A 16,569-nucleotide genomic window follows, 5' to 3' on the forward strand; every position below is an offset into this window, starting at 1 on the left:
GCTGTTCGTGCTTCTCACCAGTCTGCTGGTCGGGGGGGGCAGTCCGGCCAAGGCCGCAGATCAACTGATCGTTCGGCTCGACGGGTTCTCGCTGCCGATCGACATCGGCCAGCTGGAGGCTTGGAGCCGTGATCCCGGCTCCCGGGGCAACGACCTGGGCGTGTGGTTCGAGTTGCTCGACCCCCGCAGCCGCGAGGATCTGCGCCGCCTGTTGCTCACGCCGATCCTGGAGGAGCGCGACCTGGCTCTGCAGTTGATCCAGAGCTGGGCGGGCCGGCAGGTGGTCGAGGAGATGGGGGCACTGCTGAGCACCGACCAGAGCGGCAGCGGCCCTCTGCTGGTGAACACACTCCGCGGCCTGCTGCAGCGCCCGGAACCGGTCACCCCGCTGAGCCTGCTGCGGGCTGTGCCCACCCCCCGGCTCACCCTGGAGGTGGATGAGGTGCTGAAGCTGGCGCAGCAATGGCGCCGGCAGGTGGAACTGCAGGGCCAGGCCCTGCGGCAGTTGCGTCAGCTGCGACTGCCCCTGACCGCCACCCCCAGCACCGCACGGGCGCCGGCCCTGCAGCCCACCGGCGCCGTTCCCATGCCCCGCCTGCTGGAACTGGCGGTGACCCACCGGCCCGACCCCCTCAAGATCGAGCTGTGGGAGGCGGTGGGGCCCGCTCGTGGCACCTACTTGCTGGTGATGCCGGGGCTGGGCAGCAGCGGCGCCCAGCTGAACTGGCTGGCCCGCGGGCTGGCGGAGCACGGCTACCCGGTGCTGCTGATCGATGACCCCAGCAGCGACGAACACGTCGTGCGGCAACTGCTCGATGGGCAGCGCCCGCCCCCCGGCGCCGAGACTCTCCCCGCCCGCCTTGCGGATGTGGAGGCGGTGCTGAAAGCCGAGCAGGACGGCCGGCTGCCGCCCCTGGGCTCCTCCGCGGTGCTGCTGGGCCATTCGCTCGGTGGGCTGTCGGCTCTGATGGCCGGAGGCGCCCGGCCCGTGGCGGGCCTCGACCAGCGCTGCAAGCAGGCGATGAGAGGGATCCCGCTCAACAACCTCTCGCGGCTGTTGCAATGCCAGCTGCCGGAGGTGCCCTTGCCGAAGGTGGGCAGCGGTGACGGGCGCGACCCGGTGGCGGCGGTGGTGAGCTTCAATCCCTTCGGAAGCCTGCTCTGGCCAGGCCGCGGCCTCGATCGCCTCAACGGCACGCCGCTGCTGATGGTGGGTGGCGGCCTTGATCTGGTCACGCCGCCGGTGGGCGAGCAGCTGGAGCTGTTCCTGCAGCAGCACAACCCCCGCAGCCGGCTGGTGATGGTGGAGGGAGGCAGCCACTTCTCGGTGGTGCGCCTCGGTGACGACAACCCCGCGCTGCTGCAGCTAGGCGAGGAGCTGGTCGGGGTGGAACCGCATCAGGTGCAGGAGCTGCTGCTCAACCTCACCGCCGACTTCCTCGGCTCCCTCGACGGGTCCGCTGCCCTGGCCAGCCAGCAGCGCCTGCAGGGCACCGTGCGGGCCTACGTGCTGGACCGGGAGGCAGCCCGCCACTGGCACCGGCGCCTCGACGGCTGAACGGCAACAGCGGGACGGGGCAGACCATCCGCTCCCACAGCAGGGCGCAAAAAGGCACCAGCGGCAGCGTTCAGCACCGGCTTCAGCAGCAAGCGTCAGAAACGAATCCGCGGATCCAGCAGGGCCACCAGCAGATCCACCACCACGCTCACCACCACCACCAGCGCCGCCACCACCACCACGATCCCCTGCACCAGGGGGTAGTCGCGCTGGGCGATCGCTTCCTGCAGCCGGAAGGCGATGCCCGGCCACGAATAGGTGACCTCAATCAGCAGGGCGCCACCGATCAGGGACGCCACGGTGATCCCGGTGATCGTGAGCACAGGCAACAGGGCATTCGGCAGGGCGTGGCGCAGCACGACCCTTGGTTCGCTCAGGCCGCGGCTGCGGGCCGCTTCCACGTAATCGGAGCGGAGCGCCCGGCGCAGGTTGAGCCGCAGCGCGTTATCGAAGATGCCGCTGAGCAGCACGCCGAGCGTGGTGGCGGGCAGCACCAAATGCCGCACCGTGCCGCTGAACTGCTGCCAGTTGCCGGCCCGCAGGCTGTCGAACAGGTAGAAGCCTGAGCCGCTGGGCGGCAGCAGCGTGACCGGGAAGCGCCCACCCACCGGCAACCAGCCGAGCCAGACGGCGAACACCAGCTGCACCACCATCGCCGCCCAGAACGGCGGCAGGGCGTAGGTGCCGATGCCGTAGAGGCGGCCGGCCAGATCGAGCTTGCCGTCGGGACGGGCGATGCCGGAGAACCCCACCGCCAGCCCCAGCACGGCGGCGATCAACAGCGCGCACACGCCCAGCTCCAGGCTGGCCGGCAGGCTCTGGCCGATCACCTGGGCCACCGGTGTCTGATTGGTGAGCGAGGCGCCCAGATCCCCGCGCAGCAAACCCAGCAGGAACTGGCCGTACTGGGTGAGCAGCGGCAGATCAAGCCCGAGTTGCTGGCGCAGGGCGGCGCGGGCCTCCTCCGGAGCGCGGATGCCGAGCAGGGCATCGATCGGGTCACCCGGCGCCAGCCGCAGCAGCAGGAACACCAGGGAGGCGATCAGCCAGAGCATCACCGGGCCAAGCAGCAGGCGGCTGGCGCCGTAGCGCAACAGCTGGGAACGGCGGCTCATGGGTGGCGCTCCTTCTGCAGCCGGCTGAACACCACCCGGCCGGCCCCATCGAAGCGGGGCGTCTGCAGGTTGGGGCGGGCCCAGGCGCGCGGGGCCACCAGCCACACCGGGATGTAGGGGGAAGCCTGGGCCACCTGTTGCTGCAGGCGGCGCACCAGGGCGACGCGCTCCTCGCCCTCCAGGCTTTCGCTGCGCTTGAGATCCTGCTCAAGACCCGGCTGGGTCCAGAAGCTGCCGCTGGCGGCGCTGGCCCCCTTGAGGCAGCGGTTGCCCTCCGCCTGCTCGCACCCCAACAGGGGAATCAGGTAGTTGTCGGCATCGGGGAAATCCCCCATCCACTCCAGCAGGATCGCTGTAAAGGCACCCTCGCCGAGCTGCCGGTAGGCCGTGGTGGATTCCATGCCGCTGATCTCCAGCTGCACGCAGTCGCCGAGGTCACGGGCCAGCTGCTCCTTCCAGGTGAGCGCGAACAAGCGGTCGGAGGGGATGTTGGAGCGGAAGGTGAGGGGCACGCTCAACCGCCGGCCGCTGCAGTAGCCGGCCTGGCGAAACAGCGCGCGGGCCTGGGCCGGATCGAAGGCAGGCCAGGCCTGCGGATCGGAACCGGGGATTGTGGGGGGCACCAGCTCCCGGAGGGAAGGGCGCAGCCCGTGGCTGACCCGCTGGCTGATCAGCTCACGATCGAGGCCGAAGGCCAGGGCGCGGCGCAGGCGGGGATCCTTCAGGGGCGGCTGGTCGCTGAGCAGCGTGAGGTAGCCGATCTCCAGAGCCGGCCCCCTCCCTTCGCGCAGGGCGCCGGCCGCAGCCAGGCGGTGCAGCGACAGCTGCTGGTCGCCCTCCAGGCTGGTGGAGAGCAGCACATCCACCTCGCCGCTGCGCAGGGCGCCGTAAAGGGCGGTGGAGTTGCTCAGGTTCACCATGTCGATGCCGCTGTTGGCGGGCTTCGGGCCCCAGTAGTCGGCGAAGGGCTCCAGCCGCTGCTGCTGATCGTTGAAGAAGGTGAGCCGGTAGGGCCCGGTGCCCACGAAGCGCTCGTTCAGAAAGCGGCGGCCGTGGGCGCGGTAGGCCGTGGGGGACAACGGCGTGAGATTCACCGCCGTGAGCAGCTGGGGCAGGGCCGTGAACGGGCGCCGCAGGCGCAGCTCCAGTTCGTAGGGCCCGCTGGCCCGCACCGAAGCGATCCGGTCGCCCAGCAGGTAGCTCAGCTTGCCGATCGCCAGGAAGCGCTCCAGCGTGAACACCATGGCGGCGGCATCGAAGCGGCTGCCGTCGTGGAAGCGCACGCCCTGGCGCAGCGGCACCCAGGCAGTGAGACGATCGGCGCTGAGGCGGGGCGGTGCCACGGCCAGGCGTGGCTGCAGCTCGCCCTCGGGACTGATCGCATAGAGGGGGTCGCCCAGCGCGCTCAGCAACTGCATCGCGCCGATGCTGAAGGTGGCGGCTGGATCCACTGAATCGATGCGGCTGCGCCCCGCCACCACCAGCCGGTCCACCGGACGGACGGGCTGGCAGGCCGACAGCAGACCCAGGCTCAGCACTCCCACCAGGGGAAGCGTCAGCCAGCGCTTCAGATCAGGAAAGGGGGCGATGGGGGGCGGTGACGCTCGCTGCGGCCATTCAAAGGCTCGGCTGGCCATTCAGGGCCAGGGAAGGCGGCCTGTTGTGAACCTGCTGCAAGGACACCTCGAACACCGGGGAGCCCTCCCGCGCCAGCGGCCAGCGGCGCACCCAGCAGCGGTCATGGGGTGGATCCACGGCGATCACCTGGTACAGGTTCGAATCCGAGGCGAGGTGAATGCAATCACCCTGGTGGAGGCTCATCGGGCTGGTGCGGATGGAGGGGGTGTCCGTAGGAAGAGGGGTGGCGAGGGGGGATGGGGCCTGACGGCGCTGCGGGTCGCCCGTGGTGGGGGCGTGTGTCGACAGCATTTCGGGGCTGGAGAGGGGAAGGCGTTCGCTATGAACCTTAAGAAATCCCGGTGAGGGGATCGCGACCGAAGGATCGGTGCTGCTGATCACTCCCATCAGGTGAGGCCGCTCAGCATGTCCCGGCAGAGGGTTCGCGGATCATTGCCTCAGAGGGTTCGCAGGCAGGCCGCCACCGCCTTGACGTCGGGCAGGGCGGCGATCGCCGTGAGCGCCGCACGGAAACGGGCCTCCTGCACGTCATGGGTGATCACCACGATCTCAGCCTCCCCGCCGGAGGCCTGGAACTGCACGATCGACTGGATCGACACCTCCTCCTGGCCGAAGCAACTGCCGATCCGCCCGATCACGCCCGCCTGGTCGGTGGTCTGCAGGCGCAGGTAGTTGCGGTGGCGGGTGACGGCGGGATCCACCAGGCGGCAACGGCGCCAGCTGCCGGCCGCCAGCAGCGGATCAAGCCCGGCGGAAGGGCCGCCCACCTGGCGGATGCCGGCGATGTTGAGGATGTCGGCCACCACAGCCGAAGCGGTGGGCCCGGCCCCGGCACCAGGCCCATAGAACATCACCCGCCCCACCGGATCCCCCTCCACGAGGATGGCGTTGTTGACGCCGTTGACCCCCGCCAGTGGGTGATCCTTCGGCACCAGGGTGGGATGCACCCGCACATCGAGCTGCTCGGTGCCGTCGGGATCGGTGCCCTCGCTCTGCGCCACCGCCAGCAACTTGACGCGGAATCCCAGCTGGTCGGCGTAGCTCACATCCCTGGCCTGCAGGCCGCTGATGCCTTCTGTGGGGATGGCGGAGCGTTCGACGCCGCCGCCGTAGGCCAGTCCCGCCAGGATGGCGATCTTGTCGGCGGCATCGCCACCCTCCACATCGGCGGCCGGGTCGGCTTCGGCGTAGCCGAGGGCCTGGGCATCGGCCAGCACCGTGCCATAAAGGGCCCCCTCATCCGCCATGCGGGTGAGGATGTAGTTGGTGGTGCCGTTGATGATGCCGCTCACCCGCTGGATGCGGTTGGCACCCAGCGACTGCTTCAGCGGCTCGATGATCGGAATGCCGCCGCCCACCGCGGCCTCGATCAGCACGTACACGCCCCGCGCGGCGGCCGCCGCGGCGATCTCCTGGCCGTGGCGGGCGATCACCGCCTTGTTGGCCGTGACCACCGATTTCCCGGCGGCGATGGCGCTGAGGATCAGGCTGCGGGCGGGTTCGAGTCCGCCCATCACCTCCACCACAATGTCGACGGCCGGATCCTGCACCACCGCTTCGGGGTCGGTGGTGAGCAGGGCCGGATCCAGCTCCACCGGGCGCGGGCGGCTCAGATCCCTGACAGCCACCCGTTGCAGCCGCAGCTGGTCCACCAGCGGATGGCGACCCGCCGGGGCGGACAGGATGGCGGCTACGCCCGCTCCCACCGTGCCGAGACCCAGCAAGCCGATGCCGATGGTCATGCCTGTCTCGCCTGGAAACGTCCGAGCCTAGAAACCTGGCTGCAGCGCGGCTGCTCCTGCAGGCCGGCGCCGCTCGTCATCAGGAGGGGGCGCCGGAAGCCGCACCGGCGGTGGACTCGCCGCCGGCGAGACTGCGGGCCTGGGCCTGCATCATCTTGAAGATGTTGAGGAAGCCGTTGGCCCGCGATGGGGTGAGGCTGGCCTGCAGGCCCGTGTCCGCCAGAAAGGCAGGATCAACGGAGGCAGCCTGCTCGGGCGTCAGACCTTCGAGCGCTTCGATCAGCAGGGCCAGCAGCCCTTTGGTGATCTGGGCATCGGAATCCCCACGCCAGTGCAGCCGCCCCTCCTGAAGCTCGCCCACCACGTACACCTGCGACACGCAGCCCTTCACCTTGAAGGGGTCGACGCGGAACTCATCCGGCAGCGGCTCCAGCTTCTGGGCCAGCCAGAGCACGTAGGCGTAGCGGCGCTTGGGGTCAGTGGTGCCGCGCAGTCGCTCAACGATCCGATCGAGCGCTTCGGTGCCGGCGCTCATCGAAGGCGACGGCGCGCAGCAGACCAGCCGCTCAGGCCGGCGATCACCCCGCCGACGCTGCCGAGGCCGCCCAGCACCAGGGTGCCGATCAGCCAGGGGGAGGTCCAGGGCGCCGTCGGCTCGGCCGGTCGGCCGCTGAGGCTGTCGATCAGAGGGCGGCCGCTCTTCACCGTCAGGTCGAGGAAGTCGCGATGGCCGGGGCCGTCGTCGACCTGGAGCTCCCACGTGCCATCGGCGCCGCTCGGCAGCACGAAGGACAGCTTGCCGTCGGCATCCAGCTGGCCCACCGTCACCGGCGCGCCGCCTCCTGGCGGCACCACGCGCACCTGGGCTCCGGCCGCCGGTTCACCGGAGGAGAAGCGGCTCTCCAGCAGCAGGGAGTCGTTGAGGGAGCGGAGCTGATCGAGGCTGCTCTCGATGGCATGGGCCCGGGCTGCCACCGGCAGCAGGGCCAGGGCCACCGCTCCCAGGCATGGCACGACCAGGCGTTGGCAGGAGGTCACGGGCGATTGAGCAAACAGCGGAGGGCCGGCCGCGCTTCAGGTGGGCCAGGCATTCCAGCGTAAGTGGGGTTCAGGAGGCCGACCAGCGGTTGCCGGCGGCATGGGCCTTGCCCGCCTGCACCATCCGTACCATCGAGCTCACCATCATCGAGAGGGCCTCGCTGGGCTCGGAGCGGTGGCCGAGCTCGGCGGCCATCACGCGATCGGCCACGGTGCGGCCTGCCGCTGCGGCGGTTCCGGCGCGCAGCGCTGGGGAAAGGCGCCGACCACTGGTGCCATCGGCATCCATCCGGGCCACCGCAGGCTGCATCAGGCCCATTGGCGATTGAGCGGACGAATCCGAGGAGAGCACCACAGGAAGGCTTCAACTGCGGGGATCCTGGCAAATGCAGCCCCGTCAGGCGGGCTGGGGTGGTCATCACTCAACAGGTTGCAACCATTCCAGGCCCCGCTCGCTCAGCCATCCGTCGAAGGGAATGTCCCAGGGGTCGGTGGGCAGGGCCTCCACCAGACAGCCGTAGGGCGCCACGATCACAGCCGGCACGGAGCGCCAGGCCGGGTGCTGCCGCAAGCGGTCGTACCAGCCGCCGCCCGAACCCAGCCGGAAGCCGCGGCGGTCGAAGGCCAGCGCCGGCACCAGCAGCAGGCCCAGGGCGCTGGGCTCGAGGCTGGGCCCCTGTGGGGCCGGGATGCCGCAGTGATCAGGGAGCAGCGGCGCGCCCGGGTTCCAGGCGACGTAATGAAGTGCGGCGGCGCCCCTCCCCGACGCTCCTGCGGCCGGGTCTCCTTCCAGGCCCGCTGCCGGCCGCACCCCCGGCAGGGCGAGCGAAGCCGATCCCAGCTCCTGAAGCGGCCTCAGGTCCGCTTCGCCGCGGAGGGGCCAGTAGAGCCCCAACCGCTGCGGGCGATCCAGCCAGGGCGCCAGCGCCGCAACGGCCTGTTGTTGCAGGGCAGGGTGCGCCTCCATCAGCAGGGCCAAGCGCTGCTGCCGCCAGTGGCTCCGCAGGGCTGCCTTGTCGGCACCTGCCCCACTGGCCACAGCGTCACCGGGAGCAGCACCACCGGCAGCGGGCTGCTTCACCGCTGAAACCAGCCAGTGAGCGCCACAGCTAGGGCATCGGCAGCGTCGTCGGGGCGTGGGGGGTGATCCAGCGACAGTTCGCGCATCACGGCGTCGAGCACCTCCTCCTTGCCGGCATGGCCCGAACCGGTGAGCGCCAGCTTCACCTGCATCGGCGGAAACTCCACCACCGGCACCTGCAGCCGCGCCAGGGTCATGATCACCACGCCCCGGGCCTGTACCACCGAAATCGTGGTGCTGGAGCGGTAGAAGAAGAATTTCTCCACCGACGCCAGCTCCGGGCGCCAGCGCCGCACCAGCCAGCGCAGGTCACGGGCGATCTCCACCATCCGCGCGCCATCGGAGCGGCCAGGAAGGGTCTGGATCATGCCGCAGTCGAGCATCCGCTGGGGCGGGCCGGACTCGATCACGCCGTAGCCGACACGGGCGAGACCAGGATCGATACCGAGGATGCGCATGGGGCGAATTATCCGCGCCCTGCGGGAGTTGAGCAGCCGACAGGCTCAGGCCGCCAGGGCCAGTTCGAAACCGTTGCGGTCGCTTGGCTCAGGCCGCTCGAACACCTTGCAGAACACTTTGATCACCCGATCGCCTGTGTCGATCTGCTCCAGTGGATCCTTGCGCAGGCGATGGCGCAGGCAGCAGGCCACCACCCGGGCCACATCGTCGTCGGTGACCTCGTTGCGGTGCTCAAAGGCGGCCAGGGCCCGGGCCGCCCGGTTGGTGACGATGTCGCCGCGCAGACCATCCACATCCAGTTCGCCGCACACCGCCGAGATGCGCACCCGCAGGTCGTCGTCGATCACCACCGACGGCAACCGGTTCTGAGCCTCCACCACCCTGGCCTGCAGGGCTTCCTGAACGTCCTGCACCTGGGCACTGAAGGCCTCGGGGTCGGCATCAAAGCCGGTGCGTTGGTCGACCACCTGCACGCGCAGCTCGGGATCGCGCACGGTGCGCACCTCCACGCTCATGCCGAAGCGATCGAGCAGCTGGGGCCGCAGCTCCCCTTCCTCCGGGTTGCCGGAGCCGATCAGCACGAAACGCGCCGGGTGCCGCACGCTCACTCCTTCCCGTTCCACCGTGTTCCAGCCAGAGGCGGCCGAGTCGAGCAGCACGTCCACCAGGTGGTCGTCGAGCAGGTTCACCTCATCGACGTAGAGCAGACCGCGGTTGGCCTTGGCCAGCAGGCCCGGCTCAAACGCCCGGATGCCCTCGCTGAGGGCTTTCTCGATGTCGATCGTGCCGCAGAGACGGTCTTCGGTGGCACCCAGCGGCAGGTCCACCATCGGCACCTGGCGAGGTTCCACCGGCAGGGTCTCGCCGGATTCGGCCCGCGCGCGCACCTCGCTGCTCTGCAGGTCGGGGTCGGTGGGAGAGCTGTTGTAGGGGTCGCCGGCCACCACCGGGATGGCTGGCAGCAGATCGGCCAGAGCGCGGATGGTGGTCGACTTGCCCGTGCCCCGGTCGCCCATGATCATCACGCCGCCGATGCGGGGATCGATCACGTTCAGCAGCAGGGCGAGCTTCATCTCCTCCTGGCCGACGATGGCGGTGAAGGGGAACACCCTGCGCTTGCGGGTCTGACTCACGGACGACAGCTCGGCACGGGTTCGGATTGTTTCACAGCTGAGGTTTCCGCCGGAGCGGCGGGCACCGGCAGCAGGGTGAGCACCTGGGGTGGGGTGGCATCAGCTGGGTAGACCAAGCGCACGCGCAGCTCGCGCCGCTCTCCAGGCTGGAGCCGAACGCGGCCCAGCTCAGGCCCCTGCTGCCCCTGGCGCTGCACCAGGTGGAACCAGCGCCGGCCCATCCGCCGGCCCTGAGGATCGTCGAGGCCACTCACCTCCACGGTGCCGCGGAACATCACCGGCCGGGCCTCGGTGGCGTTGAAGCTCAACCCCCCCAGCGGCTTGTCCGTCTTGCGGGGCGACTCCAGCGCCAGCGAAAGCACGCTCGGCTGATCGCTGTCGTTCCGCAGCGGCAGGCGCAGGTCGTACTCGACGCCGTAGTTGCCGTGGGCGGCCCAGGCAGTGCCGGGATAGAAGGGATCGAGCTCGGCGGTCTGCACCTGGCCGGTGCCAAGGGTGCCCAGCTCCAGCCCGGCGATCGGCCACGACACCGGGGCGCTGCGCACCGACAGCACCGGGCTGCCGGGATCGGTGAGCGTACCGGTCCAACGGCTGCCCAGCTGCACGCCACTGACCCGTGAATAGATGATCCGCCCCTTGGCGCCGCGCGGAGTGGGCTGGTGCTCCTTGGGGCTGAGCCCGCCCCGCAACAGCTCCAGCCAGGTGGCGTCCGATGGGGGCTGGTCACCGCCGAAGGCGGCCAGGGTGGCGACCTGCACCGGCCCGTCGCTCACCAGCCGCAGCTGCAGGTTGCGGCCGTTGAGCAGAGGGTCGAGTCCGCGCACCGGGATCGGCAGCGCCACCAGGGTGGTGAGTTCTCCGGCCGGCAGCTGCCATTGGGCGGGAATCTCAGGGCTGCGGCGCTGCTGCAGCAGTTCAGCCGCCACCCGGCTGCCGGGGCCGGAAAACGCAGAGGTGCCGTCGTGGGGAACCAGCGCCGGCAGGGGCAGGAAGGGGGCGTCCGCCTGCTTCGGGTCGGTGGCCTGCGACAGCGCCGTGGAACCGCTGATCAACTGCAGCCGCACCGGCCGCGGGCCGCTGGGCGCCGCCACCACCCCCAGCCAGAGGGTGGAATCCACGGTTTCGGGCCGTCCGGCATAAACGTGATGGCTGAACAGATCGAAGCGACCTTTCAGGGGACGGTTGAGGTGAGCCGCCGGCACACCGAGGGGCTTCCCGCCCAGGGTGGCGGCCCCATCGAAGGTGGAGAGCAGGATGCCGGGCCCCGTGATCAGCTCGGGGTTGTTGTCATTGATCAGCGGCACCTGATCGAGCTTTCCGGGCAGCGGCCGCACCTGCTGGGGCCGCAGCACGGTGGTGGGAGCCGCAGCGGGGGCGGGAGCAGGGGCAGGCGCCGCAGCTGGCTTGGCCGCGGGAGTGGCCGCCAGAGTGGTCACCGGATCGGCGGCGGCCCCGCCACTCGCGCCCAGCGCCAGGACGCCACCGGCAACAGCTGGCAGCAGGGAGCTCAGCCACCGACAGCGGCGGTTGCGGGGAGCTTGCGGATTCATCGCGGGGTGGGAGCAGGGGAACGGCCGATCAGGGTTTCGCTCATGGTCGCGGCCATCGCCCGGATCAGATCGGTGGAGCGGGGATCGTTGAAAGGGCCCTTGACCATGAAGGCCGCCACGGCCCGCTGACCGTTGGGCAGTTCGATCAGTCCGGCATCGGAGTAGGCGATGCCGATGTCGCCGGTCTTGTTGAGCACGGTGATGCCGCGGGCGAGCAGTTCGCTGTCGGGGTCGCTGGAATCGCCACCGATCCCCTTGAGCACCCCGGCGGGCAGGAGGGTATTGGTGCGGGAGGTGCCCAGAATCGTGCGGAAGTGATCCCGTGCCCGTGGACTGAGCTTGGCGCCGGTATCCACCAGGGCGATGGAACGGGCGAGGTCGTGGGGGCTCGTGGTGTTGGTGCCCTCCAGATCGGGAAGCCAGTTGTTCACCACGGTGGCAGGAAGGCCAAGCGCCTGGAAGCGGGCATTGATGGCCAGCTTCCCGCCCACCCGTTTGATCAGCAGGTTGGTGGCGCTGTTATCGCTGACGCGGATCATCTCGGTGGCCGCTTCGTAGAAGGGGAAACGGGTGCCGAGCGGACGATTGGCCATCCAGCCGGCACCACCGCCCACCACCTCCTTGGTGAGTGGCAGGGGTTCGCCCCAGCGCAACTTGCCGCGGTCGAGGTCCTCAAGCGCCGCCAGCAGGATCGGGGTCTTGATCGAGCTGGCGGCAGGCAGGGGCGTGTCGGGATTCAGCTGGGCGAAGCGGCCGTCATCAAGCACCAGCAGGAACCCTCCCACCTTTAGATCCTTCTGGGCCGCCGCCAGGGCCTTCCAGCGGGCGCTGAGAGCCGTGAGCTCCTTGCGCGGTTCGAAACTGCCCAGCGGGATGCCCTGCTGCAGGGGCGACACCGGCGTGGTGGCAGCTCCCATGCGCGGCGTGTCCATCGCTCCCTGGGCCATCCGGGGGGCGAGCTGTTTCAGCACCGTGCCAGTGATGACGCCGAGACCGACGCCCATCACCAGCAATCGCAGCACCAGAGCCAGGGGCTGGAACCAGCCGGTGGATCCGGATCGGGGGGGGCGGCCCGAGCGCACAGACAAAAGAAATGGATTGGCAGGACGTTAAGGGGTCCGGCGATCGGTGGCCCAGCGCAGCTGCCGGACCATGCCGCGCACCATGGCCACTTCATCGGCATCGATCTGGGCCCGCTGCAGCAGGCCTCGCACCTTGGCCATGCGGGCATGGGCCGTGTGCGGCAGCAGAAAACCCACCTCCAGCAGCAGCGCCTGGGCATCGGCCAGCGCAGCCTCCAGGTCGGCGCGCCGAACCGGGGTGGGCAGCGCCGTGGTGGGCCCGGGGCCTGGACCAGACGGGCGGGCGTGGAACCGGTGCCACTCGTACAACACGATGGCCAGCGCATGGGACAGGTTTAGCGAGGTGTAGGCGGGATCGGCGGCGATGCGCAGCACCCGTCCGGCCTGCAGGAGTTCGTCATTGCTCAGTCCCCGGTCTTCGCGGCCGAACACGAGGGCAGCCACCTTCGGCACCGTGGCCGGGACAGGGGTATCCGCAGGGCTGTGGTGGCGGCCAGGGCTGTCGGGACCACGGGAGCCGCCGGGGCCGCGGGCCGCACTTGAGGCCCCGTCGCCATCGCCTTCTCCGTCACCCGCCGCCAGCCAGGCAAAAGCCTCGGGCGGGTCCACCACGGCCACCGGTGCCGCCTCCGGCCGGCCACTGGCGGCCACGACGCGGCGACAATCGGCGATGGCGGCGGCCAGAGCGGGAAAAACAACGGCCCGCTCCAGCAGCGGCTGGGCATGCACGGCCATGCGGCGGGCTTCATCGCCGAGGTGATCGCAGCGGGGCGCCACCAGGCGCAGCTCGACGATGCCGAAATTGGCGCAGAGGCGGGCGGCGCTGCCCACATTCAGAGGCCCAGCAGGTTCCACCAACACCACCACCGGTGGGCAGGGAGGGGGCGCAGGGGCCGTCACGCCAGTGCGTGGAGATGGGCGATCAGGTCGGCCATGGCCTGGGGATCAGGCTGAAAACGGGGCATGGGCGGAGTGCGACCGCTCACCACCTGCTGCACGAGCCGGCGGTCGTTCTTGCGCTGGGTGACGCCATGCAGGCTCGGGCCCACCAGCCCCTGGCCGGCAATGCCATGACAACCGGCGCAGTTGATCAGGAACAGCCGGCTGCCGCGATCGGCCGAGCCGACCAGATCCAGGGTCTGGCGGGTGTAGGGGTCGCCCTGGATGGAGGGGAGCAGCCCCAGGGCCAGCAGCGCGCAGGCGGCAGCCGCCATCAGCGCCATCGCTGTGATCAGACCCTGACGGCGGAAGGTGGCCTCCGCTGCCCCCTCAGGAGCCGTTGTCGGGGTCAGATCACCTGTCAAGGAACGCCACGCTGCTCCCTCCACACTGCCGCAGACGTGAAACAATTGCGTCACTTCTGTGTGGCTGGCTCTCCATGATCGAACCCCTGCTCTGCGGCATCGTGCTGGGCCTGATTCCCGTCACCCTGTTGGGGTTGTTCGTGGCGGCCTGGAACCAGTACCGCCGTGGCAGCGCCCTCGGCGGCTGAACCGGCGCTGCTTGCCTGAACCAAGAGGCTGGGGCGGCCTGAACATCCTTCAAGCTGGTCATGAGGCCAGCAGGTGATCAGACCACTGGCTCAGGAGGCCAGCGGGTCCGGGACTCCCAGGCCATCACTCGCAGCCCCTCAAAGGCGCTCCTCTGGACCCTGTCCCATTGAGGATTCTGCGGGACTCTCTTGCTGGCTAAGGGGCCTCAGCACCACCACTTCCGAGCTGCCGTAGCGGCGTTGCTGGCTCAGCTCCCAGCCGGGCGGTGCTTCAGGCACACGGCCGCTACCGCACTCCCACACCAACAACCCACCGGCGGCCATCCAGCCGTGCTCAAGCACCGCCGCCGCGATCGGTTGATGCAGACCCGCGCCATAGGGCGGATCCACATAGATCAGATCGAAGGGTCCACCAGCCGTACGGCAGGCGCCACCGCCCTCCAGCCAGCGCGGCAACGGCCGGCAGAGCACCTCCACCGTCACCGGCCGCCTCAGCCCCGCACGCACCGTTTCCAGGTTGGTCCGGGCCGTGGACGCCATCCCCCGGTCCTGATCCACCGCCACCACCGCCGCCACACCACGCTGCAGCGCTTCGCAGCCCATGACCCCGCTACCGCAGCAGAGATCGAGCCAGCGCGCTCCCTCCAGCCGCGCGCTGAGCAGGTTCATCACCGCGAGCCGCACCCGCGAGGTGGTGGGTCTGGCCGCCGAACCCGCTGGGCTGATCAGCCGGCGGCCGCCACTGATCCGCAGGGTCATGCGGCGGCATTCTCCACCCAGCCCAGCCAGCGGCGCAACATACGCTGACCCACCGGCCCGGATTTCTCCGGGTGGAACTGACAGGCCGCCACGTTCTGCTGCCATACCGCGGCCGTGACCCGGGCATCGCCGTAGGCCACCTGGGCGGTGATGCAGGCGGCCTCCGAGGGATCGGCGGCGAAGGAATGCACGAAGTAGACCCAGGCAGGCGGCTGGTCCGCTGGCAGCAGCGGTGATGGCGCGCCCGGCAGCAGCGGCGCCCAGCCCATGTGAGGAATCGGGTGATCGGGCGTGCGCGGCAGGGCCCGCACCCGTCCGGCCAGCAGACCCAGGCCCTCGCGCTCCCCCTCCTCACTGCTCTCGAACAGCAATTGCAGCCCCAGGCAGATCCCCAGCAGGCGTCCACCGGAGCCGCACCAAGCTTTCAGGGGTTCGATCAGATCCGCCTGCTTCAGCCGCTGCATGGCGGGGTCGAAAGCGCCCACGCCCGGCAGGATCAAGGCATGGCAGGCCTGCATCGCGGCGGCTTCCTGCACAGGCACCACCTCGGCACCGAGGCGCTCGATCGCGCGGCGCACGGAATGGAGATTGCCCATGCCGTAATCGATCAATCCGATCCTGCTCATGGCAGCGGACTCTCCAGTAAAGGCGAGCGAAACGCCGGCAGCTGTGTCCTGAGCAGCAGAAGCTGCAGGGGATCAGTCAGCAGCCGATGTGCCCCCGGCAGAAGAACTGGGGGAGGAAGAAAGAGAAGAAGGGCCATCAGGAAGTGAAGGTACAGCGACGTTGTTCTGGGTGGTGCGGTTCCGGCGCGCCCTGAATGTCGAGACCGTTGAGATGCTCGATCAGCTGATAGAGCCGGCCCACCTTGCGGTCGTTGAAATCGAAGCGCAGCGAAGGTCGGAGCTGATCGGAAAGATCACAGACTTCATCGTGCTCAATCTGCCCGCTGTTCAGCAGATCGGCGAAGCGCTGGTTCAGCATGGCCAGCTGCGCGGGCGTGAGGGGGGCGTGCAGCAGCAGCTCAAGGCGATCATTCACCAGCCTGGCGGTATGGAACACGCGGTAGAAGCGGCAGATCTGCGCCATCGCCTCGGCGGCGCTGCTGGCATCGCAGAAGAGAGCAGCATCCGCCTCACTGACGAGCCCACGATCGATCAGGTCGTGGCGGAGCGTGTGCCGCCAGTTGGCCCAGAAGGGATCACCCGGAGGGGCCAGCAGCACCACGGGAATTGGAGCAATGCGGCCGGTCTGGATGAGCGTCAGCGACTCGAACAATTCATCAAGCGTGCCGAAACCTCCCGGCAGCACCACCAGCGCATCGCACTCGCGCAGGAAGAAAAGCTTGCGGGTGAAGAAGTAGCGGAAGTCGACCAGGCGATCGCTACGACCGGCGATGTAGGGATTGGGCTGCTGCTCGAACGGCAACTGCACGTTCAGGCCGAAACCGTGCTCGCTGCCGGCGCCACGATTGGCCGCCTCCATCACACCGGCACCAGCGCCGGTGATCACATCGAAACCTGCCGCGATGGCACGGCCGGCCAATTCTTCGCTGAGCCTGTAGCAAGGGGTGCCCGGGGCGGTGCGGGCTGAGCCGAAGACCGTGACCTTGCGGGTGCGCCGGTGCTGCTCGAACATCTGCAGCGCCTGCTGGATGTCCTGAAGCGTGCCACTGATCAGCCCCCAATCTTCCCCATCGGCGCCGCTATCGGCGATCCGCATCAAGGTGGCGATCGACCGATCGATCAGCAGCCGCTGGGGGTGGTTGCTGAGCTCTGGGGCTTGATGCTCCCATGCTCTCTCTGCCTCTGGCTGGCCGACACTGAAGAGCGGCGGAGTGGAGCCGACTGAGGGTTCCGCCGCCGTGGAGAGCGAAGGACGTGGATCCGGCGTGGCGGCGGAGGCAGGCTGCGACAACACGC

General features: G+C 69.5%; 19 protein-coding genes. 2 read left to right on the forward strand and 17 right to left on the reverse strand.

Annotated elements, in window-relative coordinates; genetic code table 11:
• The first annotated feature begins 7 nt into the window (after positions 1 to 7).
• Positions 8 to 1,558, forward strand: a complete 1,551-nt coding sequence (locus KQ303_RS01265) for an alpha/beta hydrolase (RefSeq protein ID WP_259728828.1) — start codon at positions 8 to 10, stop codon at positions 1,556 to 1,558.
• A 95-nt stretch (positions 1,559 to 1,653) separates the two neighbouring features.
• On the opposite strand, the gene KQ303_RS01270 is transcribed toward KQ303_RS01265, so the two are convergent.
• From KQ303_RS01270 to KQ303_RS01335, 14 genes are all read right to left on the reverse strand, one after another.
• Positions 1,654 to 2,673 (reverse strand): ABC transporter permease, encoded by a 1,020-nt coding sequence (locus tag KQ303_RS01270; RefSeq protein ID WP_259728829.1) that lies wholly within the window; start codon positions 2,671 to 2,673, stop codon positions 1,654 to 1,656.
• Positions 2,670 to 4,310, reverse strand: a complete 1,641-nt coding sequence (locus KQ303_RS01275; protein WP_259728830.1) for an ABC transporter substrate-binding protein — start codon at positions 4,308 to 4,310, stop codon at positions 2,670 to 2,672. Before KQ303_RS01275 ends, KQ303_RS01270 begins: the two co-directional genes overlap by 4 nt.
• Positions 4,291 to 4,602: a hypothetical protein gene (locus KQ303_RS01280; RefSeq protein ID WP_399232553.1), complete on the reverse strand. Its 312-nt coding sequence runs from the start codon at positions 4,600 to 4,602 to the stop codon at positions 4,291 to 4,293. Before KQ303_RS01280 ends, KQ303_RS01275 begins: the two co-directional genes overlap by 20 nt.
• 146 nt (positions 4,603 to 4,748) lie before the next feature.
• Positions 4,749 to 6,053 carry a homoserine dehydrogenase gene (locus KQ303_RS01285; protein ID WP_259728831.1) on the reverse strand — a complete coding sequence of 435 codons (1,305 nt, stop codon included), beginning with the start codon at positions 6,051 to 6,053 and terminating at the stop codon, positions 4,749 to 4,751.
• Between the two features lie 79 nt (positions 6,054 to 6,132).
• Positions 6,133 to 6,588, reverse strand: a complete 456-nt coding sequence (locus KQ303_RS01290; protein ID WP_259728832.1) for a SufE family protein — start codon at positions 6,586 to 6,588, stop codon at positions 6,133 to 6,135.
• On the reverse strand, positions 6,585 to 7,091 hold the full coding sequence (locus tag KQ303_RS01295) for a hypothetical protein (RefSeq protein ID WP_259728833.1): 507 nt from the start codon (positions 7,089 to 7,091) through the stop codon (positions 6,585 to 6,587). Before KQ303_RS01295 ends, KQ303_RS01290 begins: the two co-directional genes overlap by 4 nt.
• Positions 7,092 to 7,161: 70 nt before the next feature.
• Positions 7,162 to 7,401, reverse strand: a complete 240-nt coding sequence (locus tag KQ303_RS01300) for a hypothetical protein (RefSeq protein WP_144036865.1) — start codon at positions 7,399 to 7,401, stop codon at positions 7,162 to 7,164.
• Between the two features lie 108 nt (positions 7,402 to 7,509).
• Entirely contained in the window at positions 7,510 to 8,172 is a 663-nt protein-coding gene (locus tag KQ303_RS01305; protein WP_259728834.1) for a 5-formyltetrahydrofolate cyclo-ligase, read from the reverse strand.
• Positions 8,169 to 8,630: a crossover junction endodeoxyribonuclease RuvC gene (ruvC, locus tag KQ303_RS01310; protein WP_094510272.1), complete on the reverse strand. Its 462-nt coding sequence runs from the start codon at positions 8,628 to 8,630 to the stop codon at positions 8,169 to 8,171. Before ruvC ends, KQ303_RS01305 begins: the two co-directional genes overlap by 4 nt.
• 45 nt (positions 8,631 to 8,675) lie before the next feature.
• Positions 8,676 to 9,764 (reverse strand): magnesium chelatase ATPase subunit I, encoded by a 1,089-nt coding sequence (gene bchI, locus KQ303_RS01315; protein ID WP_094510271.1) that lies wholly within the window; start codon positions 9,762 to 9,764, stop codon positions 8,676 to 8,678.
• Entirely contained in the window at positions 9,761 to 11,314 is a 1,554-nt protein-coding gene (locus tag KQ303_RS01320) for a DUF3370 domain-containing protein (RefSeq protein WP_259728835.1), read from the reverse strand. The genes bchI and KQ303_RS01320 overlap by 4 nt, the downstream gene beginning before the upstream one ends.
• Positions 11,311 to 12,339 carry a serine hydrolase gene (locus KQ303_RS01325; protein WP_259728921.1) on the reverse strand — a complete coding sequence of 343 codons (1,029 nt, stop codon included), beginning with the start codon at positions 12,337 to 12,339 and terminating at the stop codon, positions 11,311 to 11,313. The genes KQ303_RS01320 and KQ303_RS01325 overlap by 4 nt, the downstream gene beginning before the upstream one ends.
• A gap of 84 nt (positions 12,340 to 12,423) precedes the next feature.
• Positions 12,424 to 13,263 (reverse strand): RNA methyltransferase, encoded by an 840-nt coding sequence (locus tag KQ303_RS01330; protein WP_259728836.1) that lies wholly within the window; start codon positions 13,261 to 13,263, stop codon positions 12,424 to 12,426.
• A 29-nt stretch (positions 13,264 to 13,292) separates the two neighbouring features.
• Positions 13,293 to 13,700, reverse strand: a complete 408-nt coding sequence (locus KQ303_RS01335) for a cytochrome c (protein ID WP_233132697.1) — start codon at positions 13,698 to 13,700, stop codon at positions 13,293 to 13,295.
• 74 nt (positions 13,701 to 13,774) lie between these two features.
• On the opposite strand from KQ303_RS01335, the gene petG reads away from it, so the two are divergent.
• Positions 13,775 to 13,888, forward strand: coding sequence for a cytochrome b6-f complex subunit V (gene petG, locus KQ303_RS01340; RefSeq protein WP_006041770.1), 114 nt, complete (start codon positions 13,775 to 13,777; stop codon positions 13,886 to 13,888).
• Between the two features lie 138 nt (positions 13,889 to 14,026).
• Here petG and rsmD read toward each other — a convergent pair whose 3' ends face one another.
• The 3 genes from rsmD to KQ303_RS01355 all read right to left on the reverse strand — a co-directional run bounded on the left by rsmD (position 14,027) and on the right by KQ303_RS01355 (position 16,564).
• Entirely contained in the window at positions 14,027 to 14,647 is a 621-nt protein-coding gene (rsmD, locus tag KQ303_RS01345; protein ID WP_259728837.1) for a 16S rRNA (guanine(966)-N(2))-methyltransferase RsmD, read from the reverse strand.
• Positions 14,644 to 15,273: an imidazole glycerol phosphate synthase subunit HisH gene (hisH, locus tag KQ303_RS01350; RefSeq protein WP_259728838.1), complete on the reverse strand. Its 630-nt coding sequence runs from the start codon at positions 15,271 to 15,273 to the stop codon at positions 14,644 to 14,646. Before hisH ends, rsmD begins: the two co-directional genes overlap by 4 nt.
• Before the next feature lie 136 nt (positions 15,274 to 15,409).
• Positions 15,410 to 16,564, reverse strand: a complete 1,155-nt coding sequence (locus tag KQ303_RS01355; protein ID WP_259728839.1) for an LOG family protein — start codon at positions 16,562 to 16,564, stop codon at positions 15,410 to 15,412.
• Between the last annotated feature and the right edge of the window lie 5 nt (positions 16,565 to 16,569).

It is taken from the genome of Synechococcus sp. CS-1333 (genome assembly GCF_025128015.1).
GTDB lineage: Bacteria > Cyanobacteriota > Cyanobacteriia > PCC-6307 > Cyanobiaceae > MW101C3.